We start from the raw sequence: 24,424 nt of genomic DNA on the forward strand, positions 1-24,424 counted from the left end.
ACGCCCGGGTCGCGAGGTTTCGCGGCCCGGGCGTTCTCTATGCGCGCTGGTCGTGCCCCGGTCCCGAATCGACAGGCATGGCAGTGGCCGTGTTCCGGGTTCGCGCCCTTTTCAACGGGCATAGACCTCTCCGTCAAACAGGGGGTCGCCACGAAGGGGGAGTCCGTGAACGAGCTCATGAAGGAGACCACGCGCGTCGCGCTCGACCGCGCCCACGCGGCGCAGCTCAAGGACACGATCCCGCCGGAGCTCCAGGTGCCCGCCCCTGCCGGCTCCTACAACCTGTTCGTGTTCTTCAACGAGCAGGCCGCCTACGACGAGGGCCATGCGGTGCTCGGCCTGGGGCCCGTGGGCGGCGACATCATGACCTACTCCTACTATCGCCACGGCAACGCGCTTAAGGGCCCAGGTCTTATGGCGTGCCTGGAGGCGCCGGAACCGTTCGAGCGCATCGTGCGGGACAGCGGCTGGATCGTCCACGGCAACCCGGGCAACTATTGGAACGAGCACATGGACGTGGCGCTCGCGATGTGGTGCGACCGGGCCGCCTACGAGCCCATCCGCGCGTTCGCCGAGGCCAAGAAGGCCGACCCGGGCGAGTACGACCTCATCACCTACAACTGCCTGAGCTTCTGTGAGCAGGCCTTGGGCGAGGGCGGCGTCGCGCTTCTGGACCGGGACGGACGTCCGAGCAGGACCTTTGTGCCGCGTGACGCGTTCGCGGACGTGCGCGACGTCTCGGGCGCCCATCGGTGGGGCGCGTGGAAGTACTGGTTCCCGCAGACGCCGGCGCCGGAGAACGGCCTCAGGTTCATCAGCGACTTCGCGGCCGAGATACGGCCCGGCAGCAACGAGTGACGGCATCGAAGGCCTGGGGGCCGGGACGGCGACGGTCTCGCCGCGTCCCGGCCCCCGAGGCCTTTTTGTGTCACGCGAAGTAGGCCACGCCGCCCTCGAAGATGGGCTGGTACCGGGCACCGGGCACGTTCTTGTACAGGCCCGCGCCCGAACGCTCGCTGTGGCCCATCTTGCCGAACACGCGGCCGTCCGGGCTGCAGATGCCCTCGATGGCCCAGGCGCTGCCGTTGGGGTTGACCGCCAGGTCCTGGGACGGGAGCCCGTCGGCGCCCACGTACTGCGTGCAGACCTGGCCGCGCTCGGCCATCTGTTGCAGCAACGGCTCCGGCGCAACGAACCGGCCCTCGCCGTGGCTGATCGCCACGGTGTGCACGTCGCCCACCTCGCACCGGGACAGCCACGGTGACAGGTTGGAGTCGACGCGCGTGCGCACGAGGCGGCTCTGGTGCCGGCCGATGTCGTTGTGCGTGAGCGTGGGGCACGTCTCGTCCATCGGGCGAATGTCACCGTAGGGGACGAGCCCCAGCTTCACGAGCGCCTGGAACCCGTTGCAAATGCCGAGGATGAGGCCATCGCGCTCGTTGAGCAGGCGCCGAACGGCCTCGGTGACCTCGGGGGCGCGGAAGAACGCCGTGATGAACTTCGCAGAGCCGTCCGGCTCATCGCCTCCCGAGAAGCCCCCCGGCAGCATGAGGATCTGGGAGCGGTCGATGAGGTCCACGAGGGCCTGTGCGCTGGCGGTCACGTCCGCGGCCGTCAGGTTGCGAATCACGAGCGTCTCGGCCACGGCGCCGGCCCGCTCGAAGGCCCGGGCGGAGTCCAGCTCGCAGTTGGTGCCCGGGAAGGCCGGAATGGCCACTCGGGGCTTGCCGCCGTTCTCGCCGAGCAGCGCGGGGCCATGATAGGTGGCGCCGACGCCGCCCGTGTACGTGACGAGCGGGTCGTCCGGCAGCGCCTCGTCTGCGGCGGTGCGGTAGGGGAACACGCCTTCGAGCGGCCGCTCCCAGGCCTCGCGGAGGGCGCCCAGCTCCACCTGGTCGTCGCCCAAGACGATGGCGGGGCGCTCGGTCGTGGTCGCAATGACGCCGGTCAAGACGCCGTCGGGCGCTTCGGGAAGCTCCGCGCCCGGTGCCAGCTCCACCATGAACGTGCCGTATGCGGGCGCGAACAGCGCGTCGATTCCGTGCGACGCGGCGAACTCCGGCGAGAACTCGATCCCGACGCCGTTGCCGAGGCACATCTTGAAGACCGCCTCGGCGGTGCCGCCATAGCCGGGGGTCGCGACGGCGAGCGCCGCGCCGTCGCCCACGAGCTGCTCCACGTACGCCATGGCCGCGATCTGGTCGGCCGGCTCGGCGATAAGCCCCTGCGAGCCAGCGCCCTCGTGATGCCGGGCCGGCGTCACGGAGAGCACCCGGTGACCGGCCCCCTTGAACTCGGGGGACGTCACACGCCCGATCGGCCCGAGCGCCGTCGCGAACGAGACGAGCGTCGGCGGCACGTCCAGCTCCTCGAAGGACCCGCTCATGGAGTCCTTGCCGCCGATGGCGCCCACGCCGAGGTCAACCTGTGCCATCAGCGCGCCGAGCACCGCCGCCACCGGCTTGCCCCAGCGCTCGGGGACGTCGCGCAGCCGCTCGAAGTACTCCTGGAACGTGAGGTGCGCGTCCTCGCGGCGGAAGCCGGCGGCTACGAGGCGTGCGAGCGACTCCACCACGGCGAGGTACGCGCCCGTGTAGGGGTCGGCCTCGGTCAGGAACGGGTTGAAGCCCCAGGCCATCGCCGAGCAGGTCTCGGTCTCGCCGTCCACCGGCAGCTTCGCCACCATGGCCATGGGCGGGGTGAGCTGCTCGGCGCCGCCGAAGGGCATCACGACGGTGCCGGCGCCGATCGTGGAGTCGAACCGCTCGGCCAGCCCGCGGTTGCAGGCCACGTTGAGGTCGCTAACGAGCGCCGCCATGCGGTCCGGGAACCCCAGCGAGCGGTCGGCCCACGGCGCGTCCGGCTCGTAGGCCGAGCCGGCCTCCACGTGCGCCACCTGGTGCTTCGGCGCGCCGTTGGACGCGAGGAACGCGCGGGACAGCCGCACGATGGGCTCGCCGCGCCAGGTCATCGTGACGTACGGGGCGCCGGCGTTCGCGGGCGAGTCGCCCGTGACGGTCGCGACGGGCGTGGCCTCGAGGTTCTCCTCGGCCGCCAGCGCGCAGAACGCGTCCACGTCCTCCGGCGCGAGCGCCACGGCCATCCGCTCCTGGCTCTCGGAGATGGCCAGCTCGGTGCCGTCGAGCCCCTCGTACTTCTTGGGCACGCGGTCGAGGTCGATCGCAAGGCCGTCGGCCAGCTCGCCGATCGCTACCGCGACGCCGCCGGCGCCGAAGTCGTTGCACCGCTTGATGAGGCGGCAGGCCTCGGGGCGCCGGAACAGCCGCTGCAGCTTGCGCTCCACCGGCGCGTTGCCCTTCTGCACCTCTGCGCCGCAGGTGTCGAGTGACTCGTGGCTATGGGCCTTGGAGCTGCCGGTGGCGCCTCCGATGCCGTCGCGTCCCGTGCGCCCGCCCAGCAGCACGACGACGTCGCCGGGCGCGGGCTCCTCGCGGCGCACGTTCGCGGCGGGGGCGGCGCCCACCACGGCGCCGATCTCCATGCGCTTGGCCGCATAGCCGGGGTGGTACAGCTCCGACACCTGTCCCGTGGCCAACCCGATCTGGTTGCCGTAGCTGGAGTACCCCTCGGCCGCGCCGGTCACGAGCTTGCGCTGGGGCAGCTTGTCCGGAAGGGTCTCCGAGACGGGCACCGTTGGGTCCGCCGCGCCGGTCACGCGCATGGCCTGGTACACGTAGCTGCGACCCGAGAGCGGGTCGCGGATCGCGCCGCCGATGCAGGTGGCTGCGCCGCCGAAGGGCTCGATCTCCGTCGGGTGGTTGTGGGTCTCGTTCTTGAAGAGGTAGAGCCAGTCCTGGTCCTCGCCGTCCACGTCCACCGTGCAGCGGATGGTGCAGGCGTTGATCTCGTCGGACTCGTCGAGGTCCGAGAGCCGTCCCGTCGCCTTGAGGTAGCGCGCGCCGAGCGTCCCGAGGTCCATGAGGGTCACGGGCTTGTCCTCGCGGCCGAGCTCGCGGCGAAGCTGCAGGTAGCGGTCCCAGGCCTTCTGCAGGCCAGGGTCGTCGAAGGTCACCGCGTCCAGCTCGGTGCCAAAGGTGGTGTGGCGGCAGTGGTCGGACCAATAGGTGTCCGCGACGCGCACCTCGGTGATGGTGGGGTCGCGCCCCTCGTCACGGAAGTGCGCCTGGCAGAAGCGCAGGTCGTCGAGGTCCATCGCGAGCCCGCGGTCGGCAAGGAGCGCCGCCAGGCCTGCGTCGTCGAGGTCGCGGAAGCCCTCGAGCACCTCGACCGCCTCGGGCTCGGGATAGTCGACGGCGAGTGTCTCGGGCTTCTCGAGCGACGCCTCGCGACACTCCACGGGGTTGATCACGTAGGCCTTGACGGTGTCGACGTCCTGCTCGGAGAGGTCACCGTCCAAGGCGTACACCGTGGCCGTCAGGACGGTGGGCAGCTCGCCCTGGCTGATGAGCTGCACGCACTGTGCCGCTGAGTCCGCCCGCTGGTCGAACTGCCCGGGTAGCGGCTCCACAGCAAAGACGGCCGCGCCGCCCAGGTCGGGGAGCTCGGCCGTCGCGCGGTCGGTCTGCGGCTCGGCAAAGACGCAGGGGACGCACTCCGAGAAGAGCCCCTCGTCGATGCCCTCCACGTCGTAGCGGTTGAACACGCGCAGCGTTTCCAGCCCCGTGATGCCCACCACCTCGCGCAGCTCCTCGGCGAGCGCCCGAGCGTGCACGTCGTGGCCGGGCTTCTTCTCCACGTAGACCCTCTGGACCATGAATGGGAGCCTTTCTCTTAGCGTCTTGGGGACTTCCTATGATAGGGGTTCTTTTGACCGTGTCTGAAAACCGTGGACGCGTGCGAGCGAGGGGCCAAAACGGAGCGACCTTGCGGGCGTCCATAGAAAAGGCCCCGGACGCCGACTCGTCCGGGGCCTCGGTGGGATGCAAGAACGGGGTCGCCGCGCGTCGTGAGGGCGCGGGACCGCATGGGGCGGGCTAGATCGCGCAGGCCTGCAGCAGGTGCTCGACCTTGTCGCGCAGCATGGGCGGGACCTCCTCGATGGAGATGAGGCCGGCGATGATGCCCTTGACGTAAATGCTCAGCATGACGAAACCTCCTCGTTGTCGTGAGCTTACGGAGGAGTCTATACCGCGTCGGCGAATGGTCAAAACACGTCCGTGAACGGTAAGAGCGAAAGTGTGGAGCCAGGCTGAATCGACTTGTGCCAATGCGTATTACCGTGTGATTCCCGGCGGGTGCCATCGATTTCAGGCCGGACCCATCACCCCAGTGTGGTTCGACGAAAGGAAGGGACGGTGCTTTTTCGTTCATAAAGTGAAACAATAGGGATCGAATCGTCGCGTTTTCAGCCTTATCGGACAGAAGTTGATCGCGTGCGAAGTCCTCTTGAGGCCACGGCCGCTCATTACTAAGGAGTCCTTCTGGGCATAGACAGAAATCGAAGTGGCTCCGGAGGGAAGCGGCACCATGGCGCATGCGGTTCAACAGGAAAACGTGGTCGCGCGGGCCTTGAGCTGGCTCGCCGACAAGGTCGACGCGGTTCTTCGCGTCTTTGCCGGGTGGGCGGCCCGGATCGACGCCATCCAGGAGCGCGAGGAGGCCCATGAGGCCGAGGAGGCCACCGAGCGCTCGCTCGGCATCCGGCCCCGCTGGCGATGGACGAACCTCCTTGTCCATGACAAGGAGGGGCGCATCTCGGTTCTCACCTGGGAGTTCTGGCGCTGCATGGTGGTGTGCTTCTGCGTCTGCGCCTGGATCGGCCATTGGCTCGAGATCCCCTACTGCACGTTCATGAGCCAGTTCGGCATCGTCGACCCGGACTACTCCGTCTGGCACGAGCCGTGGTTCACGCCCTACTGGGTCTACGGCATCGGCGCCGTGGCCATGACCTTCGTGCTGGAGCCGTTCAAGGACGCGATCGCGAGCCGGAGCAAGACCAAGGCCGGCGCGCTCGCCGAGGTGTTCGTGTACGCGACGGTCATCGCCGCCGTGCTCGAGACGGTCATCGGCCTCATCATCAACCAGCCCAACGAGCTGGGCGTCTACCCCTATTGGGACAACTCGGTGCTGCCGCTCAACATCCTTGGTCAGGGATGGCTCGTGAACGACCTGGTCATCGCCGTGGTCGCCGTCGTCTACCTCTACCTGATCTATCCGGCGGTCGATTGGGCGCTCGAGAAGATGCCCGCGTGGCTCTCGAACACGGTGTGCCTCGCACTGCTCGGTCTGGTCATTTGGGCCGGCGTGGCCACGTACCTGTTGTGACGGGGGCGGGTCGCTCGAAGGCCGTCGGGGTTGCCCGGCGGCCTTTTTTCGTGACGCGACGCGTCGGCCCCGGTCGTTCTGTGAGGGGATTATGAAACACTAGTTCTGCCTTTACCACGAGGGCAAAAGAACATGTGTTTGTGTATTCTAGGGACACAGGGCACACGACCGGAGGAGCACGGCATGGAGGGGACGCTGGAGTACGAGGCCACGACGTTCGAGCGGGAGTACCTGGAGGACCTGCAGGAACTGATGGAGGGCGCGCGCCCCGGCTTCTTGGCGCCGGCCGCCCCGCCGGTGTGGGGGCAGCGCCTCGCGCGGGTGTGGGCACCGGTGGAGCAAGGGGCCGAGAGGACCGTGCCCACGTGGGTGTACCAGTCTCCTCTGGGGCCACTGGGGATTCGGTGCACGGAGCGTGGGCTCGAGGCGCTCTGGTTCCTGGCCCGCGGCGAGCCGGGAGAAGACCCGTGGGAGGGCTGCGACCACTGGGGCGACGCACAGGCGGTGGATCCGGCCACGATTGAGGACCCGGTGCTGGCGGACGTGGTCGCATGGCTCGACGCCTATTGCGCAGGGGCCGATCCGGGCTTCACGCCGGCCCTTGACCTTGTGGGGACGCCGTTCCAGCAGGAGGTGTGGGAGGAGCTGCTCGCGATTCCTTACGGGGAGACGCGAACCTATGGGGACATCGCACGGACGCTCGCGGAGCGCCGGGGCATTCCGCGCATGGCAGCGCAGGCTGTGGGGCAAGCGCTGGGGAGGAACCCGGTCTGCATCGTGGTTCCCTGTCATCGCGTCCTGGGGTCCCACGGGGACATCACCGGCTACAGCGGCGGGCTGGCTCACAAGCGGGCGCTGTTGACGCTGGAGGGGACGGCCTTCCGAGAGGGGCGCTTGTGGCGGCCTCGTCGGGTGAGCGGCGCGGAGGCGCCGGAGGCGGTCGGTTCCTAGTTTTCGGCGTTGGGGGAGGTCAGTCCACGAACGGGTGGATACGGTGGCGGGCCCCGAGCTCGGCGCAGGGCTCGGCGCACCGGGCCTCCTCCTCGGCAGTGATCGTGGTGGCGACGGTGGTGAGGGTGGCCTCCATGCCGTTCTCGCGAGCGCGACGGACGAACTCGAGCAGTGCCGGGAAGGCCTCGTCGCCGAACGAGCTGCGGACGAGCTCTTGGTACCGGGCCGGGTCCGGATGGTTGAGGCTCACCGAGACCTCGTCGACGCAGGTCGCCAGCTCGGGTGTGATGTCCCGACCGTTGACGAGCGAGCCTTGGCCGTTCGTGTTCACGCGCACGCGCTTGTGCCAGCGTTCCTTCACGTGGGCGGCCGCCGCCAGGAGTGACGAAAGGTTCTCCGTGGGCTCTCCGAACCCACAGAAGACCACCTCGGAGGCGTCGGCCACCGTGAAGCCCTCGTCGTCAAAGGCGTCCAACGCCTGGACGGCCTCCTCGGCCGTCACGTCTCGCGTGAGCCACAGGCTGTCGGCCCGCCCCACCGCGTCGCAGGTCTGTCGGAGGCAGAAGGTGCACGCGCTTGGGCAGCGGTTGGTGAGGTTGACGTAGGCGCCGTCGCCCACGCGGTAGACGATCGTGCCGGGAACCCCGTGGGTCACGGACATGGGATGCCTCCTTGGTCGCTGAGCGCGCACAGGATACGCCGGGCCCGCGTGCCCGTGCCCCTTCTCCTCGGCGATGACATCCCGTCCCGGCGACGACGCCCGGCCGGTGCGGGGGACGTCTCGCCCCCTACAGCCGTGTGACCAGCTCGCCCAGCGGACGGCTCTTCTCGTGCATCGGGCCGGGGTGGGCGTCCTCGGCCGGGTAACCGAGCGGCATCAGCGCTGCCACATGGTAGGACTCCGGCAGGTCGAACGCGACGCGCACCTCTTCCTGCGAGAACATCCCCACCCAGCAGCTGCCGAGGCCCTCGGCCCACGCGGCCAGCATGACCTGGTCCAGGCAGATGGAGGCGTCCATCTCGCCGAAATCGTAGCCAGGGTTGAGCTTAGAGTCGGAGGCCTCCGAGCGGTCGAAGCACATCATGAGCACCACCGGCGCGCCAAAGGTGCAGGGCGACAGCTCGGCGATCTTCGCGCGCGCCTCGTCGCTCTCCAGCACGTAGAGGCGCTGGGGCTGCTTGTTGCGGGCGGTGGGGGAGATGCCGGCGACCGAAAGCACACGGTCGAGCGTCTCCGGCTCGACGGGGCGGTCGGAGAACGCGCGCACGGAGTAGCGGTCGCGGAGGAGGGGGAGGAGGTCCATGGGGTTCCTTTCGACGTTGGCGCAGCCGAGGGCTCGTTCGGGGGCCTCTCGCCGGGCACCGAGATTTCGTCCCCATAAAACAATCCTGCAACGGCCGAAAGCGGGTGCCTGCACACCCCACAATAGGAGACCGCAAGCGATTTAGCGCGCTAAAGTGCCCCGAACCGAGGAGAGCGGTCCGGGGCACCCGACACAAAGGGGGAACCATGCAGACCCGTCGTCAGTTCTTTGGTGCCACGTCCGCCTTCGCCCTGACCGCGTTGCTCGCCGGTTGCGGCGGCACCACCGGCGCCTCGACGGATGCCAAGACCACCGGCGCCAGTGACTCCGCGTCGAGCGACGGCGCGACCGGCGCCGCCTCCACCGGGACGCTGATCGTGGGCTTCGACGCCGGCTACCCGCCCTACGGCTACGTGGGCGACGACGGCTCCTACACCGGCTTCGACCTGGATCTGGCTCAGGCCGTCTGCGACAAGAACGGATGGGAGGTCCAGCTGGAGCCCATCGACTGGGACGCCAAGGACGCGCTGCTCGGCTCCGGGCAGATCAACTGCATCTGGAACGGCTTCACGATGGAGGGCCGCGAGGACGACTACACTTTCTCGGAGCCCTACATGCTCAACGAGCAGGTCGTGGTCGTGAAGGCCGACAGCGACATCAAGTCCATGGAGGACCTCGCCGGCAAGACGGTGCTCACCCAGGTGGACTCCGCCGCCCTCGACGTGCTGCAGGGCGACCAGGCGGACCTCGCCGGCACCTTCAAGGAGCTGCAGACCATCGGCGACTACAACAACGCGTTCATGCAGCTGGAGAGCGGCATGGTCGACGCCGTGGCCTGCGACCTCTCCATCGCGGACTATCAGATGGCCGCCAAGCCGGACGAGTTCCGCACGCTCGGCGCCCTCTCCAGCGAGCACTACGCCGTGGGCTTCGCCAAGGGCGACACCGCGACCGCCGACGCCGTCAACGCCGCGCTCAAGGAGCTCGACCGCGACGGCACCGTCAAGGAGCTCTGCGAGAAGTACGCCGACCAGGGCATGTCCTACGACAACTGGGTGCTCGAGTAGCGCGGCCTTAAGGAGGGCGATCCAGTGGAATTCTCCGTGATGCTCGAGCTCCTGTTCTCGGGCCTGCTCTTCACGCTCGAGATCTTTGTCGTGACGCTGGTGGGCGCGCTGCCCCTCGGCGTCCCGGTGGCGCTCGCGCGCATGAGCAAGCACAAGTGGCTCGCCTGGATCGCCCGGATCTACATCTCGGTCATGCGCGGCACGCCGCTCATGCTGCAGCTCATGGCCATCATGTTCGGGCCCTACTACCTGTTCCACCTCAACATGGGGCCGGACTGGAAGTACTGGGCCTGCGGCATCGGCTTCATCATCAACTATGCGGCGTACTTCGCGGAGATCTACCGCTCCGGCCTCCAGTCCATCGCGCGCGGCCAGCACGAGGCCGCCGAGGTGCTCGGCTACACCCGGGCCCAGGCCTTCACGCGCATCGTGCTGCCGCAGGTGGTCAAGCGCGTCCTGCCGGCCATCGGCAACGAGGTCATCACGCTCGTGAAGGACACCTCCCTGGCGTTCGTCCTCGGCATCATGGAGATGTTCAGCCAGGCCAAGGCCCTTGCCGCGAGCCAGGTGTCGATGGTGCCCTACGCCATCGCCGCCCTCATCTACTGGGTGTTCAACTTCATCGTGGAGATGGCGCTCACCCGGGTGGAGAAGCAGCTGGCCTATTATCACGATTAGAACTTGCTCGGGGCGGGGGCACGGCGTCCCCGCCCCGTCCTGTCTGGAGGGACCCATGGCCGAGAACCCCACGCTCCTCTCGCTCGGCAACGCGCGCAAGAGCTTCGGCGACAACGAGGTGCTGCGGGACATCTCGCTCGACGTGAAGAAGGGCGAGGTGGTTGCCGTCATCGGACCATCCGGTGGCGGCAAGTCCACCCTGCTGCGCTGCTGCACGCTGCTGGAACGTCTCGACGGGGGCTCTTTGGCCTTCGGGGACCTCGCCGTCGCCGAGCAGGACGAGCGGGGCGTCGCCGTGTACGCCGGCCCCTCGGTGCTGAAGGACGCCCGCTCCCGCTTCGGCCTCGTGTTCCAGAACTTCAACCTGTTCCCGCACTGGACGGTGCTGCGCAACGTGGCGGACGCCCCCGTGGCCGTGCAGGGCCGCGACAAGACCGAGGCCGAGCAAGAGGCACGGGCGCTTCTTGCGAAGATGGGGCTGGCGGCCGAGGAGGGGAAGGTGCCCTGCGAGCTCTCCGGCGGCCAGCAGCAACGCGTGGCCATCGCCCGGGCCCTCGCGCTGCACCCGGACGTGCTCTTCTTCGACGAGCCCACGAGCGCCCTGGACCCGGAGCTCACGGCCGAGGTGCTCAAGGTCATCCGCGGCCTCGCTGCCGAGGACATGACGATGGTGATCGTGACCCACGAGATGGCGTTCGCCCGCGACGTGGCCGACCGCGTCGTCTTCATGGACGGCGGCGTCATCGTGGAGCAGGGCCCCGCTGACCAGGTCATCAACCACCCGCGCGAGGAGCGCACCCGCGCGTTCCTAGAGCGCGTGGGGGAGTAGGGTCAGACGGCGTCCGTGCCGAGGCAAAAGGCGGCGTACAGCGGGAGCGACCGGAGCTCCATGCCGGTCTTCTCGTCGACGGAGCGTCCGAACTGCTTCGTCGAGAGCCGCACGGCGTAGGGAGAGCGCGCCTCTGTCATGAAGCGCTTCAGCGTCCGCGCGCCCACATTGCGCCCGGACTTGACCTCCACGGGCACAACGCGTGCGAGCCGGTCCTGATACACGAAATCCAGCTCTCCCGAACCGCCGGACTTTCCTGGGGTCCAGTAGAACGTTTCGATGCCGTTGGCCTCGAAGGCCTGCATGGTCGCATTCTCCGCCAGCCCCCCTCGGAAGTCCGCAGAGAGCAACGGGCGCACGTTGGGGTCCAGGTAGGTCTCGGCCCCGATCCCGAACTGGTGGAACATGATGCCCGTGTCCGCGACGAACACTTTGAAGAACGACCCGTCCTCATCGCCGGCCGGCGTGAGCGGCGCCGAGGTGTCATGTGTCAGGTTCTGCTGGCTCACGATGCCGGCGGCCTCGAGCCACTCCAGAGGCTCCAAGAGGCGGGAGCGACGTCCTCCCCGCTCCACATCGGCGTACTTGAACTTCTTCGTGGAGGAGCGCACGAGTTGTTGGGGGGCACTCTTCCAGACCCGGAGCGCGGCGGCTCCGCTGATGCCGTTCTCGGGGTCCGTCATGTCCGAAACGTAGGTGTCGACGATTTCCCGTTGCTGTTCCCGCACGGGCTCAAAGCCTTGGTTGCTGAGGGAGGCGAGGACCGGGCGGGGCATGCCCCCCACGACGGTCCAGCGGTCGAAGAGCTCCAGGGCTCGGTCATGGAGGACGTAGGGCTCGAGACTCCGGGCATGCTCGCGGATGGCCTCTGCCATGGGGCACTGGTCGTAGGCCCAGAGGAACTCCTCGAAATCCAGAGGATGGAGCTCCTCTTGCTGCACACCGGAGGGGAACGGCAGCTCGCGCCTCTTGAGGGTCACGCCAAAGAGGCTGCCCGTGGCGATGATTGGCTGCCCGGTTCCGGAGAAGAACCGCAGCGAGTTGAGGGCGCGCTCCGACAGCTGGACCTCGTCGAAGATGAGGAGCGTCGCAGGGGTGACGGCGCGGCCGGCATAATCGCTGATTCTGCGCAGGATACCCTCGACGTCGCTGGTCGGACCAGCGAAAACGGCGTCCATCCGTGCGAGGTCCGTCTGGAAGTCCAGCTTGACCCAGTCGTCGTCGAAGAGGGAGCGCCCGGCCTCCTCGGCAAGGTAGGTCTTGCCGCAGCGGCGCACCCCTTTGATGAGCAGCGGGCGCGAGCAGCCCTCTTCCTTCCAGCGGCGCACCACGGTCATGAGTTTTCGTTTCATGGGCGCTCCCATTGCTCGATTCATGACGGAAGTGACACGATTCTACGATAATTCGTGTCATCTGAGGCAAAAACCGAATTCCAAAACCGACTACAGCAACCCGGCCTGCCCCAGCGTCGCGGCGGCTCTCCTCGTCTCGATGGACCCTCGCACCTCGGGCCAGCTGGGGCGCCGTGTCGCGCGGTCGCCGTCCGGCCAGTCGCGGCATTGCTGCCAGACCTGCTGGTGGAACGCCTCCACGGCCGGGTCGAAGCGCAGGTAGCTGGGCTGCAGCGGGCGCACGAGATGCAGGTCGCCCGCCTCGCGCACGCGCGAGAGCGCCACGTAGAGCTGGCCGGTCTCGAAGCAGGCGGGGTCGAGGTTCATCTTGTCCAAGGTGAGCCCCTGGGCCTTGTGGATGGTCATGGCCCAGGCGAGCCGCAGCGGCAGCTGCTTGAACGTGCCGGCGACGCGCTCCTTGAGCTTGCCGGTGCCGGGCTCCTTCTCGTAGTCGATGGACTCCCAGGTGGCGACCTCCACGCGCACGGTCTCGCCGTCGTCCTTGTCCACGGTCACGGACTTCGGCCCCAGGTTTGCGACGGTCCCCAGCGTGCCGTTCACCCACCGGCCTTCGGGGTCGTTCTTGAGGAAGACCACGCGCGCGCCCACCTTGAGGGTCAGGACGTCCGCCGCGGGGCCCACCTTGCCCACCGAGCCCTTGCGCACGGCCTCGTAGGTGCGCTCGCGTCCGGGCAACCGTCGGAGTTCCGCCGCGTTCTTGGCGTCGACCACCTTGTTGTAGGCGGCGAGGTAGGGCGCGCCCTCCAGCTCGTCCGGCGACGACTCCTGCGCGATCCACCCCAGGCCCAGCTCGTTGCCGTGGCGCACCTGGTTGAGCGCCCGGAGGAACCCGCCGTCGGACTGGCGGTGCTGTTCCCGCAGCACGTGCGGGTGGAAGCCCCAGGCGTCCCAGTGAAGCCCCTGGAAGCAGTAGGGGCCGCGCCACAGGGCCTCGTAGGCGTCGAGGAGCGCGTCGCGGTCCGCGCCCGTCACCACCGGCGGCAGCTGGCAGAGGTCTCCCACCACCACGAGCTGTGGGGTTCGGCGCATCTTCTCAAGGCTCTCGCAGACGGCGTCGAACGCGTCCACGCGCAGCATCGACACCTCGTCGATGATGACGGCGTCGGCGTTCTCCAGCGTGGGCACCACGCGGGCGCGCCCCGGTTGGCGCACGCCGAGCCCCAGTTGGAACGCCCGGTGCACGGTGGAGCCGCGCACGTTCAGTGCGGCCACGCCGGTGGGGGCGCAGACCACGACGCTCTTGCCGTGGCGCTTGAGCTGCCGGCGCGCCTCGTCGATCACATGGGACTTGCCCGCGCCGGCGCCTCCCGTCAGAAAGACGTTCTCGCCGGAGAGAATGGAGTCCAGTGCAGCCTGTTGCGACGGGTCCATGGGCGCGGGCTTGCTCGGCACGGGGCCTCCTCTCTCGCTCGGTCCGCCCAGTATAGGCGCTCGCCGCAAGGCTGGCATGTGCCGCACGGCGCTCTGCGGAGACGCATCGTCACCAAAAGCAGCCCCGTCTCCGGGCGTATCATGCGAGACCACACGCCATCGAGAGGAACCCCCATGCCCTTCTCCGATCTTCGCCACGACGGCCGATCGCCGGACAAGCTCCGCCCCGTCACCCTCACCCGCCGGGTCATGAAGAACGCCCTCGGCAGTTGCATGGCCGAGTTCGGCGACACCAAGGTGCTCTGCGCCGCCACCATCGAGGAGGGAGTGCCCGGCTGGCGCAAGGCGTCGCACCTCGGGTGGGTCACCGCCGAGTACGCGATGCTGCCCGCCGCCACGGGGCGCCGCGAGAAGCGCGAGGGCCTGCGCCGCAAGGGGCGCTCCATGGAGATCGAGCGCCTTGTCGGCCGCTCGCTCCGCGCCGTCGTGGACATGAAGTCGCTGGGCGAGGTCACGGTGACCGTGGACTGCGACGTGATCCAGGCCGACGGCGGCACGCGCACCGCCTCGATCACGGGCGCCTGGGTCGCTCTCTATGACGCGCTGGCCGCGTGGCGCGACGCCGGCCGCATCGACCGCATGCCCCTGACGGGCCAGGTGGCGGCCGTGTCCATCGGCATCGTGGACGGACGGGCGCTCCTCGACCTGGACTACCCGGAGGACAGCCACGCGGAGGTGGACCTCAACCTCGTGGGCACGGCCGACGGGCGCATCGTCGAGGTGCAGGGGACCGGCGAGCGGATCACGTTCGACCGCCAACAGCTCGACCGGCTGCTCGACCTCGGCCAGGGCGGCATCGAGACCCTCTGCGACCTCCAGCGGCAGGTGACCCATTTCCCCAAGTAGCGGCACGACGCTGGAACCCCTTGCTGTCCCATTCCTCGTTTGATTGGATCTGTATGTCTCAGAAGATCTCCGTCGAGACGCTCGACCCCGAGTCCACCGTCGTCGTCGCCACCGGCAACGCCCACAAGGTCACCGAGATCGAGGCCATCCTCGGCCCTGTGATGGAGGACGTGACCTTTGTCGCGCTCGGCGACCTCGACCTGCCCGGCTACGAGGACCCCGAGGAGAACGGCGCCACGTTCTATGACAACGCGCTCATCAAAGCGGCGGCTGCCGCGGACGCGACCGGCCTCACAGCGGTGGCCGACGACTCCGGCCTCGTGGTGGACGCGCTCGACGGCGCCCCCGGCGTGCTCTCGGCCCGATGGGCGGGCGTCCACGGCGACGACGCGGCCAACAACGCCAAGCTCCTCGACCAGCTGCGGGACGTCCCTGCGGAGGGGCGCCGCGCTCGCTTCCACAGCTGTGTGGTGCTCGTGGACAACGCGGGGCCCGTGCTCGCGGGCGAGGGCGACTGCGAGGGCTCCGTCGGCTTTGAGCCCCGGGGCACCGGCGGCTTTGGCTACGACCCGCTCTTCCTGCCCGACGACGCGCCCGGCAAGACCATGGCCCAGCTCACACCCGGCGAGAAGAACGCCATCAGCCATCGCTTCCATGCGCTCGAGGCCCTGGCGGCACAGCTGGCAGACTAGCGCTCCGGCCACAGAAACCACTGACTACCTGCGACTTTGGTATGTCTTTTGGCCGTTGTCCGTGGCTTTTCGGCGGCGGGGGCCACTCGTCGCCGTGCCGCGTCGCTGTCCGGGCCTACTGTGAACGAGACGGCACAACGGAACACGGCCACAGGAGAGGACGCCATGAAGATCATCCACGCGAAGGACTACGACGACATGAGCCGTAAGGTTGCCAACCTTATCTCTGCTCAGGTGATCTTGAAGCCCAAGAGCGTGCTGGGCCTCGCCACGGGCACCACGCCCATCGGCGCCTACAAGCAGCTCATCGACTGGTACCACAAGGGCGACGTGGACTTCGCCGAGGTCTCCACCTACAACCTGGACGAGTACCGCGGCCTCTCCGGGGACGACCCCCAGAGCTACCGCTACTTCATGAACCACCAGTTCTTCGACCACATCGACATCGACAAGGACAACACCCATGTCCCCGACGGCACCGACCTGGACGTCGAGCACGCCTGCAAGAGCTACGACCAGCTGGTGAAGGACGCCGGCTACGTGGACCTGCAGCTGCTCGGCATCGGTCGCAACGGCCACATCGGCTTCAACGAGCCGGCCGACGCCTTCTCCAAGGGCACGCAGTGCGTGGACCTGACGCCCTCCACCATCGAGGCCAACAGCCGCCTGTTCGACAACCCGGACGACGTGCCGCGCCAGGCCTACACGATGGGCGTCCAGACGATCATGCAGGCCCGCATGATCGTGGTGGCGGCCACCGGCGCCGACAAGGCCCAGGCCGTCCATGACATGATCGAGGGCGCCGTGACGCCGCAGTGCCCGGCGTCGATCCTGCAGCTGCACACCAACTGCTGGGTGGTGGCGGACGCCGAGGCCCTCTCCCTCTGCCAGGGGGAGTGACGAGAGCGACGGCCCTCTCGGCCGTTTCTTCTCCCTGAGGTTGCACAACGGAGCGGGGCGCTCGGAAAACCCGAGCGCCCCGCTCCTTCACTGTCTAGCGCTGTTCGCGCGCGGCCATGCCGAGACTGACTCCGACCAGGACGAAGAGCCAGGGGAAGGCAAGGGGTATTCCCGTGGCCACCTGGATGACGGGGTCGCATCCGATTCCCCCTGCCCAGGCCAGGCCGACCACCACAAGCCAGGGCACGACCGACGCCGGAGCCAGGACTGCGGCCCATGGACGCCTGAGCGCCCCCCTGTGCAGGGCATTGCGCGCAAGACGCCCCGCCTCGTAACCAAAGAGCAGGGAGGAGAACGGGAGGACGAGGAGGACCAGGAGGGCGGCCCCCGATGTGGACAGCGACGCGTTTCCTGGAGAGAAGGCCGATGCGATGGGATTCGCAGCGCCCGCGCCGCCGATCCACGAGCCGAGGAGCCATGACCGCGCGAAGCTCAACGAGCCCATGACAACGAGGGCGCAGGCACCCGTGAGCGCCGACTTCCGTATCGCGTGATTCTCCATTTCACCCACCAGGTCTCGTATGCACCGTTACGGGCCGATACCGCCCAAGGTCGACGCGCCGCTCGGCGCGTCTCCGCACGGAGGCGCTAACCCACAGCAATGGGATGGCGTTCGAACCAGATGATGAAGTATTTCTTACGGTACTGATTTCGATTGTTGGCAGGTGGTGCCAATCAAGGGACCAATGGTTGGACGACCTGGAGCTCCTTGGGGTAGCGGTTGAGCACCTCGCAGCCGTCGTCCGTCACGAGCACGAGGTCCTCGATGCGCACGCCGAAGCGCCCCGGCAGGTATACGCCCGGCTCGATGGAGAAACACATGCCCGGCTCGCACACGGCGTGGTTGTTCGACGACACGTCGCCCGGCTCGTGAACCTCGGCGCCGATGAAATGCCCGAGCCGGTGCGTGAAGTGCTCGCCGTAGCCGCCCCGCTCGATCACGTCGCGCGCGGCCCGGTCCAGCTTGGCCAGCTCCACGCCGGGGGCCACGAGGGCCTCGGCGGCCTCGTTGGCCTCGCGCACTAGCTCGTACACGCGGCGGAACTCCTCGTCCGGCTCGCCGAGGTGGAACGTGCGGGTCATGTCCGCGCAGTAGCCATCGGCGCGGCAGCCCACGTCGAAGAGCGCGCACATGCCCGGCTCCAGCACCGTGTCGTCCGGCTCGTGGTGCGGGTCGGCCGCGTTGGCGCCAAAGCTCACGATGGGCGCGAAGGAGTTGCCCTCCGCGCCAAGCTCTTGGTACCGGCCTTCGAGTGCCGCCGCCACCTCGCGCTCGGTCACACCGGGGCGCACCTGCTCGCGCAGCCATGCCATCCCTTGGTCGTTGAGCGCGCTCGCGCGGCGCATCGCGTCCTGCTCCGCCGGCGACTTGAGCGCGCGGGCGTCGTCGACGGCGGAGGAGGCGAGCACGTACCCCGAGGCGGCCTGCGCGTCCATCAGGGGCAGCAGCCACTTGGCCGGCAGCGCCTTGTCCACGCCCAAGGGCGCGTCCGCGTCGCACAGCTTGGCGACCGGTGCCACCACGTCGTCGGTGTCCGCCAGCACTGTCACCGGATGCTCCCAGGCATTCGGGTCGGGGAACAGCCGGTTCAAGATCAGCGTGGGCTCGCCCTCGACGGGCACAAACAGCGCCTGGAACCGCTCCATCGGGTCGTTCTCGTATCCGGTCAGGTACATCACGGCGGCCGGGTCCACCACCAGCATCTGGGTCAGTCCCATCGCCTGCAGGTTCTTCCGCACGCGCGCCTGTCGTTCCTCGTGCATCTCGCTCCTCTCGTTCGCGTCCCTCGAATGGTGCCACGCGACCTCGCTGGGGTCACGGGACGCCGCGCCCGAGGCTCGCAGCCGTTGCTCTCGCGACCGCAGAGCCGCCGGGATCCCTCCGTCCTCCGCTCGGGGCTTTTCTTTCGGACAAAAAGGGTGTAACGTAGTGCGTTGCATATTCATCATTGGCCGGATTTTACGCCGGCGATGGGAGTTGAGGCAATTGGAGAACGAGATCCCCTCCGTCAACCGCGTCGACCAGATTCACGAGGAGCTGCGGGGGCTCACGGGCTCTCGCGTGCGCGTCCGCGCCAACATGGGCCGCTCGCGCATCGTTGAGCGCACCGGCGTTGTGGTGAGCGCCCACCCGTCGCTCTTCATGGTCGAGGTGGAAGAGCGCCGTGGCCGCAAGGCGCGCCAGAGCTACCAGTACGTGGACGTGCTGACCGGCACCGTCGAGCTCTTCGATACCGAGTCCGGCGAGCCCCTCTTCGATTTCGCCACGGAAGAGTAGCCCAGACCAGAGAGCGTCAGGGACCGGCCCCGGGACTTGTCCCGGGGCCGTTTTCTGTGCGACGGGTATCGTTAGCCTCGGGAACCGTCCCATCCGAGAAGGAGCCGCCATGGGCCGTTTGATCCGCGTCACTGCGCCGGCGAAAGTGAACCTCTATTTGGGCGTCTCGCCGAGGACCGAGCGCGGCAAGCACCTGGCCACGTCGCTGATGGCGGGGCTCTCCCTCCATGACACGGTGACCATCCAGGAGACCAAGGAGCCGTCGCTGACCTGCACGCCGGACGCCCCGTGCCCCCAGGCGCAGAACCTCGCCTGGCGGGCCGCCGAGGCCATGGCGGAGACGTTCAGGCGCCGGCTCAAGGTGTCCATCGTGCTCGACAAGCGGATTCCCAGCGAGGCCGGGCTCGGCGGTGGCTCGAGCGATGCGGCAGCCGTGATTCGCGGGCTCTGCACACTGTGGGGCAAGGACCCGCTGGGCCCGGATGCCCAAGAGGTGGCGCGAAGTCTCGGCGCCGACGTGCCGTTCTTCCTCACGGGAGGGGAGACGCTCCTGCTGGGAGGCTACGGCGACGTGCCCGAGCGGTCCTTCGAGTGCCCGGAGCTGGCCATGGCGCTCGTGCGCGCACCCGGGCCCGGGGCGCCCACCAAGGAGTGCTACCGCGCGTTCGACGAGGAGCCCCGCCAGGCCGCGCCCTTGGAGCCGCTCGTCTCGGCTTTGGAGGCGCTCGATGCGCCTGCGGTCATCGCGGCCACGGCCAACAACCTCACGGAGGCAGCCGAGCGGTGTTGTCCGGCGGTGGGGGAGGCGTTCGCGTGGCTCGCCACACAGCCGCGCGTGGTGAAGCCGCTGCTGTGCGGTTCTGGTAGCTGCGTGGCGGCCCTCTGCGCCTGCGACGAGGACGCGGCCGCCGTGGCCGCCGCCGCGCGGTCCCAGGGATGGTGGTCCGAGGCCGTCCGCACGTTGTAGGGACGCAGGGGGGCGTCTCCGCTCCATCGCTTGGGGGCTTCGTGGACGGATTCCAAGTCGTCGCTTCCCATTCGCCGCAACCGTGCTAGAATTCCGCTCTGTCCGGGTTGTGGCTCAGCTTGGTAGAGCGCTCGGTTCGGGACCGAGAGGTCGCTGGTTCAAATCCAGTCAACCCGACCAGGACTGTTCAGGGGCGCCGGCAACGGCGCCCCTTTCCTTTTCGCGGAGGTCGCCATGTCCGTCACGTTCCGCACGTCGCCCGAGGCCATGGCCGCCCTCTCCGCATCCGACAAGCACCTGGCGCCGATCATCGAGCGCCTGGGCCCCCTCGAGCGCGAGATGGAGCCGGACCTCTTCCGCGGCATCGCGAGGAACATCACGGCCCAGCAGGTGTCCAATGCGGCGCTCGCCACTGTCTGGGGGCGCCTGCAGGAGGCCTGCGACGGTGCGGTCGCGCCTCGGACGGTGCTCGCGCTCGGCGAGGAGGGCCTTCGCGAAGTCGGCCTCTCGGGACGTAAGGCCTCGTACCTGCTCGGCGTCGCCGACGAGGTGGCGTCCGGACGGTTGGACCTCGATGCGCTCGCAGGGCTGTCGGACGAGGACGTGGTGGAGCGGCTCACCCAGCTCAAGGGCATCGGCCGCTGGACGGCGGAGATGCTCTTGCTCTTCTCGCTGGGGCGCCCGGACGTCCTCGCGTTCGACGACCTCGCCATCCAGCGCGGCATGCGCATGGTGCACCGGCACCGCACCATCACCCCGGAGCTCTTCCGCCGCTATGCCCGCAGGGACAGCCCCTACGGGTCGACGGCGGCGCTCTATTACTGGGCCGTCGCCGGCGGGGCGCTCCCCGGGCTCACCGACCCCGGGGCGCCTCGAGCGCCCAAGCGGCGCGCCCCCGAGGCGTCGAGCGAGGCGGTGCGCCATTCGATGCAGGGCAACAAGGGCAAGGACACCAAGCCCGAGCTGCTCGTGCGGGAGCGGTTGCGCGCGTGCGGCCTCACGGGCTACCGGCTCCAATGGAAAAAGGCGCCGGGCCGCCCGGACATCGCATGGCCGGGCAAGAAGGTCGCGATCTTCGTCAACGGCTGCTTCTGGCACCGGTGCCCCCGCTGCAACCCGCGGATGCCCCGCACGCACACGGAGTACTGGGCCGAGAAGTTCGCCCGCAACCAAGAGCGCGACGCCCGCAACGTGGCGGCGCTCGAGGCGGAGGGCTGGACCGTGCACGTGGTCTGGGAGTGCGAGCTCAAGCGCGACCGGCGGGAGGAGACCTTCTCGACCCTGTTGCCGTCGTTGGCACAGGAGCTGGGGAGGGAGGAGCGCTTCCGAATCGGCGAGGACATCGAGCCGGAGTGAGCGCGCGCCGTCAGCTCAGTATCTTCTGGAAGGACGACTTGCCGTCCTCGATGGTGACGAGGAGCCGGTTGAGGTCCCCGCGGCAGGTGATGATCGAGGTCTCCATCGTGCCGCCGTGCTGCTCGTAGGTGGTGCGCATGATGCGGATCGCGGCGGCCCCGCACGGCACCTGCAGCGCCATCGCCTCCTTCGCGTCCAGCGAGATCGCCTCGTACAGCTCCACGGCCTTCGCGGGCATCGCGCCCGACTGTCGCGCGATGGCCGCGTACAGGGACTGCTCGGCGTCCTTGCGCGTGAGGTCGGGGCAGTAGCGCACCGGCACGTAGGCCGTGGCGTACTGCATGGGGTCGTCGTTGGCGTAACGGATGCGCCGCACCTCCCACACCGGCTCGCCCATCGGCACGTTGAGCCGCTGCATCAGCGAGGGCTGGGCCAGGACCGTGCGGAACCCGAACACCTTGGAGCTGGGGGTCTTGCCCAGGGACTGGATCTCGGCCGTGTAGTTGAACGTGGCGTCCCTGCGGCGGTCCTGGCGCCCGTGGTTGATGTAGGTACCGTGCCCCCGGCGCCGCACGACCCAGCCCTCGCGCACCAGCTCCTCGAAGCACCGCCGCACGGTGCCGCGCGAGAGGTGCAGCGCGTCGGCGATGGCCACCTCGGTGGGCAGCGGCGTGCTCTCGTCCAGCGAGTGGCTGGCGATCACTTGGAGCAGGCGCCCGCGGAGCTGCTGGTACAGCGGGAGGTCGGAGTCCGGGTCTATCGGTTCCTGCGAGATCATCGCGAGCACGTCCATGGACCCTCCGGGCCTCCGGGATTCAGCGTTTCAGGTTAAGTATAGGACTCCTTGTCCTGTAGGTGCTGAACAAACAGGGCCTAGCCTGCGTAGCGTTCCAACAGTCCCTCGCATCCGGCCAGCACGTCGTCCCAGGTGTCGTCGAAGTTGCCGGTGTACCACGGGTCCGCCACCTCGTCGCGCCCACGGGCGTGCTCGGGGGCGAACGAGAGGAGCGGCACCACCTTGCCGTCCGGGTCTCCGCCCAGGATGCGACCCAGCCAGCGGCGGTTCTCGTCGTCCATGTACACGATGAGGTCCCAGTCGCCGTACTCGTCGCGACGGATCTGGCGGGCGCGATGGGGCACCAGGGGCACGCCTTCCTCGGCCAGCTTGCGGCGCGTGCCCGGGTGCGGCCCCGCGCCCAGCTCCTCGGTGCTCGTGGCTGCAGAGTCGATCACCCAGTCGTCGGCCACGCCCGCACGGTCCGCAAGGTCTCGCATCACCGACTGCGCCATCGTGGACCGGCAGATGTTGCCGTGGCAGACGAACAGGACGCGGGGCATGGTGACCTCCCATGAGAGAAGGGGCCGGGCGCTTTTTCTGCCAGGCCCCAGGCCAACGGACGACGCCGCGTGAGGGGACGTGCCGGTTTCGCTGCCTCACGCATCGATTCACTATGGCATGATGAGCCCCATCAAAGGCTTCTGAAAGAGGGGGTTCCCATGGCGCACGAGCTGCCCCAGGCCGAGGTGGGCATCTTCGGCGGGTCCGGCTTCTACGAGCTCTTTGAGGGCGAGTGCGAGGAGGTGCTCCTCGACACCGTGTACGGGCGCCCGAGCGACGTCTACACCATCGGCACCATCGGCGGCCGCCGCGTCGCCTTCCTTCCGCGCCACGGTCGCAACCACTCCATCGGCCCCGCCGAGGTCAACTACCGCGCGAACGTCTACGGCATGAAGCTGCTCGGCGTCGACAAGATCATTGGCCCCTGCTCCGTGGGGTCGCTCCGCCTCGACATCCATCCCGGCGACTTTGTGATCTGCGACCAGTTCGTGGACCGCACGAAGGACCGCCCGGACACCTATTTCACCCACGACCGGACCCTCGCGGTGCAGCACCTCTCGTCCGCCGAGCCCTACTGCGCCGAGATGGGCCGGATCGCCGCGCAGTGCTGCCGCGACCTCGGCATCACCGTGCACGAGGGGGGCACCGTCGTGACCATCCAGGGCCCTCGTTTCTCCACCAAGGCCGAGAGCGAGTGGTTCCACGCGATGGGCTGGGACGTCGTGAACATGACCCAGTACCCGGAGTGTTGGCTCGCCCGCGAGCTCGGCATCCACTACTGCAACGTGAGCCTCGTCACCGACTACGACGCCGGCTGCGGCGAGCACGCGCCGGTGACCTGGGAGATGGTGCAGGAGACGTTCGCCGCGAACATCGAGCACGTGCGCGCGCTCGTCGGCGCGATGGTGCCGGCGCTGCCGAGCGCGATCGACGACGGGTGCACCGGCGCCGCCGGCCTCGTCGAGTAGCCGGCGCACCGGCGGGGGCCCTGCGTTCCGGACGACCAGTGCGTCGCACGGGGCGAGCGGCCCCCGCCGAGCCGTCCGCAGGATTCGCAACGGGTTGCCAAAACCTCATAAAACCCTAGCTCGCGCCCAATGGAATTCTCAGGGTGCCCTCAGATTGTGCAGATTCATTTCAGCGGAGTGGAGGGGTTTGTGCTAGCGTGGGCAGCTCATTAGACTGTTCTCTCGGAAATCAAGCGGGCTGTGCCGGCATATGCCGGCAACCTGATACAGGAGGAACCACATGATTCTTGGACTGGGCATCCCCGAGCTGGTCGTCATCTTGGTCATCGTGCTGGTGATCTTTGGCCCCAAGAACCTTCCGAAGCTCGGCGCCTCTCTCGGCAAGACCGTCAAGAACCTGCGCGAGGGCATGGAGTCCACGGACGATTCCAAGGATTCCAAGGACTCCAAGCAGGTCGAGGCCGAGGATGTTACCGTGGTTGACGACTCCGACAGCGACAAGGACGACAAGTAGTCCCCGCCCTCGGACCATCTGTCACTCACGGCGAGGAAGGCTGCCCACCGCATGCAAAGCTCTGAAATCATCCTGACCCCCGACGGCCGCGCGAAGCTCGAGGAAGAGCTTCTGTGGCGCGAGGGCGAGCATGCCAAAGAGATCACCGAGTCCATCAAGACCGCCAAGGACTTCGGCGACCTTTCCGAGAACGCCGAGTACGACGCCGCCAAGGAGGAGCAGGCCAGGAACGAGGCCCGCTGCAACGAGATCCGCAAGATCCTGGCCACGGCCAAGATCGTGGAGAACGCCGGAACGGGCACCGTGTCCATCGGCTGCACGGTGACCATCAAGGACCAGACCACCGGCAAGGACATGGCCTTCACCATCGTCGGCACCACCGAGACCGACTCCCTCAAGCACCGGATCTCCAACGAGTCCCCGGTGGGCTCCGCGCTGATGGGTCGTCGCAAGGGCGACGAGGTCACCGTGACCGCTCCGAACGGCTCCGTGCGCACCTACACGATCGAGAAGATCGAGCGCTAGGCGCTCCTTTTCACCAGCGAGAATCGAGCGCCCCGCCGTGAGTCATCGGCCGGGCGCTTTT

The 24,424-nt window shown here is 68.3% G+C and carries 24 protein-coding genes and 1 tRNA gene; 16 read left to right on the forward strand and 9 right to left on the reverse strand.

What is annotated here, in order from left to right:
- The first annotated feature begins 165 nt into the window (after positions 1–165).
- On the forward strand, positions 166–858 hold the full coding sequence (locus tag QJ043_RS05810; RefSeq protein ID WP_283712723.1) for a hypothetical protein: 693 nt from the start codon (positions 166–168) through the stop codon (positions 856–858).
- A 70-nt stretch (positions 859–928) separates the two neighbouring features.
- On the opposite strand, the gene QJ043_RS05815 is transcribed toward QJ043_RS05810, so the two are convergent.
- Positions 929–4,735, reverse strand: a complete 3,807-nt coding sequence (locus QJ043_RS05815) for a phosphoribosylformylglycinamidine synthase (protein ID WP_283712724.1) — start codon at positions 4,733–4,735, stop codon at positions 929–931.
- Positions 4,736–5,448: 713 nt separating this feature from the next.
- Between QJ043_RS05815 and QJ043_RS05820 the strand changes: the two genes are divergently transcribed.
- Both QJ043_RS05820 and QJ043_RS05825 read left to right on the forward strand, forming a co-directional pair.
- On the forward strand, positions 5,449–6,246 hold the full coding sequence (locus QJ043_RS05820; protein ID WP_283712725.1) for a putative ABC transporter permease: 798 nt from the start codon (positions 5,449–5,451) through the stop codon (positions 6,244–6,246).
- A gap of 183 nt (positions 6,247–6,429) precedes the next feature.
- Positions 6,430–7,197: a methylated-DNA--[protein]-cysteine S-methyltransferase gene (locus tag QJ043_RS05825; RefSeq protein WP_283712726.1), complete on the forward strand. Its 768-nt coding sequence runs from the start codon at positions 6,430–6,432 to the stop codon at positions 7,195–7,197.
- Positions 7,198–7,216: 19 nt separating this feature from the next.
- On the opposite strand, the gene QJ043_RS05830 is transcribed toward QJ043_RS05825, so the two are convergent.
- Together QJ043_RS05830 and QJ043_RS05835 are read right to left on the reverse strand one after the other, a co-directional pair.
- Complete coding sequence (locus QJ043_RS05830) at positions 7,217–7,858, reverse strand: TatD family nuclease-associated radical SAM protein (protein ID WP_283712727.1); 642 nt, start codon at positions 7,856–7,858, stop codon at positions 7,217–7,219.
- A 127-nt stretch (positions 7,859–7,985) separates the two neighbouring features.
- Positions 7,986–8,501 carry a nitroreductase family protein gene (locus QJ043_RS05835; RefSeq protein WP_283712728.1) on the reverse strand — a complete coding sequence of 172 codons (516 nt, stop codon included), beginning with the start codon at positions 8,499–8,501 and terminating at the stop codon, positions 7,986–7,988.
- Positions 8,502–8,707: 206 nt separating this feature from the next.
- Here QJ043_RS05835 and QJ043_RS05840 point away from each other — a divergent pair, with 206 nt between their 5' ends.
- The 3 genes from QJ043_RS05840 to QJ043_RS05850 are packed head-to-tail and all read left to right on the forward strand — an operon-like array spanning position 8,708 to position 11,075.
- Entirely contained in the window at positions 8,708–9,568 is an 861-nt protein-coding gene (locus QJ043_RS05840; protein ID WP_283712729.1) for a transporter substrate-binding domain-containing protein, read from the forward strand.
- A 24-nt stretch (positions 9,569–9,592) separates the two neighbouring features.
- The gene (locus QJ043_RS05845) at positions 9,593–10,246 is read left to right on the forward strand and encodes an amino acid ABC transporter permease (RefSeq protein ID WP_283712730.1); all 654 of its coding nucleotides are present in this window, start codon (positions 9,593–9,595) and stop codon (positions 10,244–10,246) included.
- Between the two features lie 55 nt (positions 10,247–10,301).
- Positions 10,302–11,075: an amino acid ABC transporter ATP-binding protein gene (locus tag QJ043_RS05850; RefSeq protein WP_283712731.1), complete on the forward strand. Its 774-nt coding sequence runs from the start codon at positions 10,302–10,304 to the stop codon at positions 11,073–11,075.
- Positions 11,076–11,077: 2 nt separating this feature from the next.
- Here the strand turns inward: QJ043_RS05850 and QJ043_RS05855 are convergent, their stop codons facing one another.
- Together QJ043_RS05855 and QJ043_RS05860 are read right to left on the reverse strand one after the other, a co-directional pair.
- On the reverse strand, positions 11,078–12,427 hold the full coding sequence (locus QJ043_RS05855; RefSeq protein ID WP_283712732.1) for an ATP-binding protein: 1,350 nt from the start codon (positions 12,425–12,427) through the stop codon (positions 11,078–11,080).
- A gap of 90 nt (positions 12,428–12,517) precedes the next feature.
- On the reverse strand, positions 12,518–13,879 hold the full coding sequence (locus tag QJ043_RS05860; protein WP_283712733.1) for an ATP-dependent DNA helicase: 1,362 nt from the start codon (positions 13,877–13,879) through the stop codon (positions 12,518–12,520).
- Positions 13,880–14,032: 153 nt separating this feature from the next.
- On the opposite strand from QJ043_RS05860, the gene rph reads away from it, so the two are divergent.
- From rph to nagB, 3 genes are all read left to right on the forward strand, one after another.
- Complete coding sequence (gene rph, locus QJ043_RS05865; RefSeq protein ID WP_283712734.1) at positions 14,033–14,764, forward strand: ribonuclease PH; 732 nt, start codon at positions 14,033–14,035, stop codon at positions 14,762–14,764.
- 53 nt (positions 14,765–14,817) lie between these two features.
- The gene (rdgB, locus tag QJ043_RS05870; RefSeq protein ID WP_283712735.1) at positions 14,818–15,456 is read left to right on the forward strand and encodes an RdgB/HAM1 family non-canonical purine NTP pyrophosphatase; all 639 of its coding nucleotides are present in this window, start codon (positions 14,818–14,820) and stop codon (positions 15,454–15,456) included.
- 165 nt (positions 15,457–15,621) lie between these two features.
- Positions 15,622–16,356, forward strand: coding sequence for a glucosamine-6-phosphate deaminase (nagB, locus tag QJ043_RS05875; protein ID WP_283712736.1), 735 nt, complete (start codon positions 15,622–15,624; stop codon positions 16,354–16,356).
- A 94-nt stretch (positions 16,357–16,450) separates the two neighbouring features.
- On the opposite strand, the gene QJ043_RS05880 is transcribed toward nagB, so the two are convergent.
- Complete coding sequence (locus QJ043_RS05880; RefSeq protein WP_283722772.1) at positions 16,451–16,861, reverse strand: hypothetical protein; 411 nt, start codon at positions 16,859–16,861, stop codon at positions 16,451–16,453.
- 230 nt (positions 16,862–17,091) lie between these two features.
- A complete protein-coding gene (locus tag QJ043_RS05885; RefSeq protein WP_283712738.1) occupies positions 17,092–18,180 on the reverse strand; it encodes a M24 family metallopeptidase in 1,089 nt (362 codons plus the stop codon).
- Between the two features lie 223 nt (positions 18,181–18,403).
- Here QJ043_RS05885 and QJ043_RS05890 point away from each other — a divergent pair, with 223 nt between their 5' ends.
- From QJ043_RS05890 to vsr, 4 genes are all read left to right on the forward strand, one after another.
- Entirely contained in the window at positions 18,404–18,694 is a 291-nt protein-coding gene (locus QJ043_RS05890) for a Veg family protein (protein WP_283712739.1), read from the forward strand.
- Between the two features lie 109 nt (positions 18,695–18,803).
- Positions 18,804–19,661: a 4-(cytidine 5'-diphospho)-2-C-methyl-D-erythritol kinase gene (ispE, locus tag QJ043_RS05895; RefSeq protein ID WP_283712740.1), complete on the forward strand. Its 858-nt coding sequence runs from the start codon at positions 18,804–18,806 to the stop codon at positions 19,659–19,661.
- A 103-nt stretch (positions 19,662–19,764) separates the two neighbouring features.
- Positions 19,765–19,841, forward strand: a tRNA-Pro gene (locus QJ043_RS05900).
- Between the two features lie 54 nt (positions 19,842–19,895).
- Entirely contained in the window at positions 19,896–21,017 is a 1,122-nt protein-coding gene (gene vsr / locus QJ043_RS05905; RefSeq protein WP_283712741.1) for a DNA mismatch endonuclease Vsr, read from the forward strand.
- Between the two features lie 10 nt (positions 21,018–21,027).
- Here the strand turns inward: vsr and QJ043_RS05910 are convergent, their stop codons facing one another.
- Together QJ043_RS05910 and QJ043_RS05915 are read right to left on the reverse strand one after the other, a co-directional pair.
- Positions 21,028–21,810 (reverse strand): GntR family transcriptional regulator, encoded by a 783-nt coding sequence (locus QJ043_RS05910; RefSeq protein WP_283712742.1) that lies wholly within the window; start codon positions 21,808–21,810, stop codon positions 21,028–21,030.
- 80 nt (positions 21,811–21,890) lie between these two features.
- Complete coding sequence (locus QJ043_RS05915) at positions 21,891–22,355, reverse strand: low molecular weight protein-tyrosine-phosphatase (RefSeq protein ID WP_283712743.1); 465 nt, start codon at positions 22,353–22,355, stop codon at positions 21,891–21,893.
- Positions 22,356–22,514: 159 nt separating this feature from the next.
- On the opposite strand from QJ043_RS05915, the gene QJ043_RS05920 reads away from it, so the two are divergent.
- From QJ043_RS05920 to greA, 3 genes are all read left to right on the forward strand, one after another.
- Positions 22,515–23,324 carry an MTAP family purine nucleoside phosphorylase gene (locus QJ043_RS05920; RefSeq protein WP_283712744.1) on the forward strand — a complete coding sequence of 270 codons (810 nt, stop codon included), beginning with the start codon at positions 22,515–22,517 and terminating at the stop codon, positions 23,322–23,324.
- A 280-nt stretch (positions 23,325–23,604) separates the two neighbouring features.
- Positions 23,605–23,838, forward strand: coding sequence for a twin-arginine translocase TatA/TatE family subunit (gene tatA / locus QJ043_RS05925; protein ID WP_283712745.1), 234 nt, complete (start codon positions 23,605–23,607; stop codon positions 23,836–23,838).
- A gap of 51 nt (positions 23,839–23,889) precedes the next feature.
- Positions 23,890–24,363 (forward strand): transcription elongation factor GreA, encoded by a 474-nt coding sequence (gene greA / locus QJ043_RS05930; protein ID WP_283712746.1) that lies wholly within the window; start codon positions 23,890–23,892, stop codon positions 24,361–24,363.
- Positions 24,364–24,424: the final 61 nt, after the last annotated feature.

Source organism: Kribbibacterium absianum, assembly GCF_030067705.1.
Classification (GTDB): Bacteria; Actinomycetota; Coriobacteriia; order Coriobacteriales; family Atopobiaceae; genus Kribbibacterium; species Kribbibacterium absianum.

What these genes read in the sequence shown, in the direction of transcription:
- QJ043_RS05815 (WP_283712724.1), bottom strand. Translation starts at nt 4,735, where the DNA reads ATGGTCCAGAGGGTCTACGTGGAGAAGAAGCCCGGCCACGACGTGCAC.
- QJ043_RS05820 (WP_283712725.1), top strand. Translation starts at nt 5,449, where the DNA reads ATGGCGCATGCGGTTCAACAGGAAAACGTGGTCGCGCGGGCCTTGAGC.
- QJ043_RS05825 (WP_283712726.1), top strand. Translation starts at nt 6,430, where the DNA reads ATGGAGGGGACGCTGGAGTACGAGGCCACGACGTTCGAGCGGGAGTAC.
- QJ043_RS05830 (WP_283712727.1), bottom strand. Translation starts at nt 7,858, where the DNA reads ATGTCCGTGACCCACGGGGTTCCCGGCACGATCGTCTACCGCGTGGGC.
- QJ043_RS05835 (WP_283712728.1), bottom strand. Translation starts at nt 8,501, where the DNA reads ATGGACCTCCTCCCCCTCCTCCGCGACCGCTACTCCGTGCGCGCGTTC.
- QJ043_RS05840 (WP_283712729.1), top strand. Translation starts at nt 8,708, where the DNA reads ATGCAGACCCGTCGTCAGTTCTTTGGTGCCACGTCCGCCTTCGCCCTG.
- QJ043_RS05850 (WP_283712731.1), top strand. Translation starts at nt 10,302, where the DNA reads ATGGCCGAGAACCCCACGCTCCTCTCGCTCGGCAACGCGCGCAAGAGC.
- QJ043_RS05855 (WP_283712732.1), bottom strand. Translation starts at nt 12,427, where the DNA reads ATGAAACGAAAACTCATGACCGTGGTGCGCCGCTGGAAGGAAGAGGGC.
- rph (WP_283712734.1), top strand. Translation starts at nt 14,033, where the DNA reads ATGCCCTTCTCCGATCTTCGCCACGACGGCCGATCGCCGGACAAGCTC.
- rdgB (WP_283712735.1), top strand. Translation starts at nt 14,818, where the DNA reads ATGTCTCAGAAGATCTCCGTCGAGACGCTCGACCCCGAGTCCACCGTC.
- nagB (WP_283712736.1), top strand. Translation starts at nt 15,622, where the DNA reads ATGAAGATCATCCACGCGAAGGACTACGACGACATGAGCCGTAAGGTT.
- QJ043_RS05880 (WP_283722772.1), bottom strand. Translation starts at nt 16,861, where the DNA reads ATGGGCTCGTTGAGCTTCGCGCGGTCATGGCTCCTCGGCTCGTGGATC.
- QJ043_RS05885 (WP_283712738.1), bottom strand. Translation starts at nt 18,180, where the DNA reads ATGCACGAGGAACGACAGGCGCGCGTGCGGAAGAACCTGCAGGCGATG.
- ispE (WP_283712740.1), top strand. Translation starts at nt 18,804, where the DNA reads ATGGGCCGTTTGATCCGCGTCACTGCGCCGGCGAAAGTGAACCTCTAT.
- vsr (WP_283712741.1), top strand. Translation starts at nt 19,896, where the DNA reads ATGTCCGTCACGTTCCGCACGTCGCCCGAGGCCATGGCCGCCCTCTCC.
- QJ043_RS05910 (WP_283712742.1), bottom strand. Translation starts at nt 21,810, where the DNA reads ATGGACGTGCTCGCGATGATCTCGCAGGAACCGATAGACCCGGACTCC.
- QJ043_RS05915 (WP_283712743.1), bottom strand. Translation starts at nt 22,355, where the DNA reads ATGCCCCGCGTCCTGTTCGTCTGCCACGGCAACATCTGCCGGTCCACG.
- QJ043_RS05920 (WP_283712744.1), top strand. Translation starts at nt 22,515, where the DNA reads ATGGCGCACGAGCTGCCCCAGGCCGAGGTGGGCATCTTCGGCGGGTCC.
- tatA (WP_283712745.1), top strand. Translation starts at nt 23,605, where the DNA reads ATGATTCTTGGACTGGGCATCCCCGAGCTGGTCGTCATCTTGGTCATC.
- greA (WP_283712746.1), top strand. Translation starts at nt 23,890, where the DNA reads ATGCAAAGCTCTGAAATCATCCTGACCCCCGACGGCCGCGCGAAGCTC.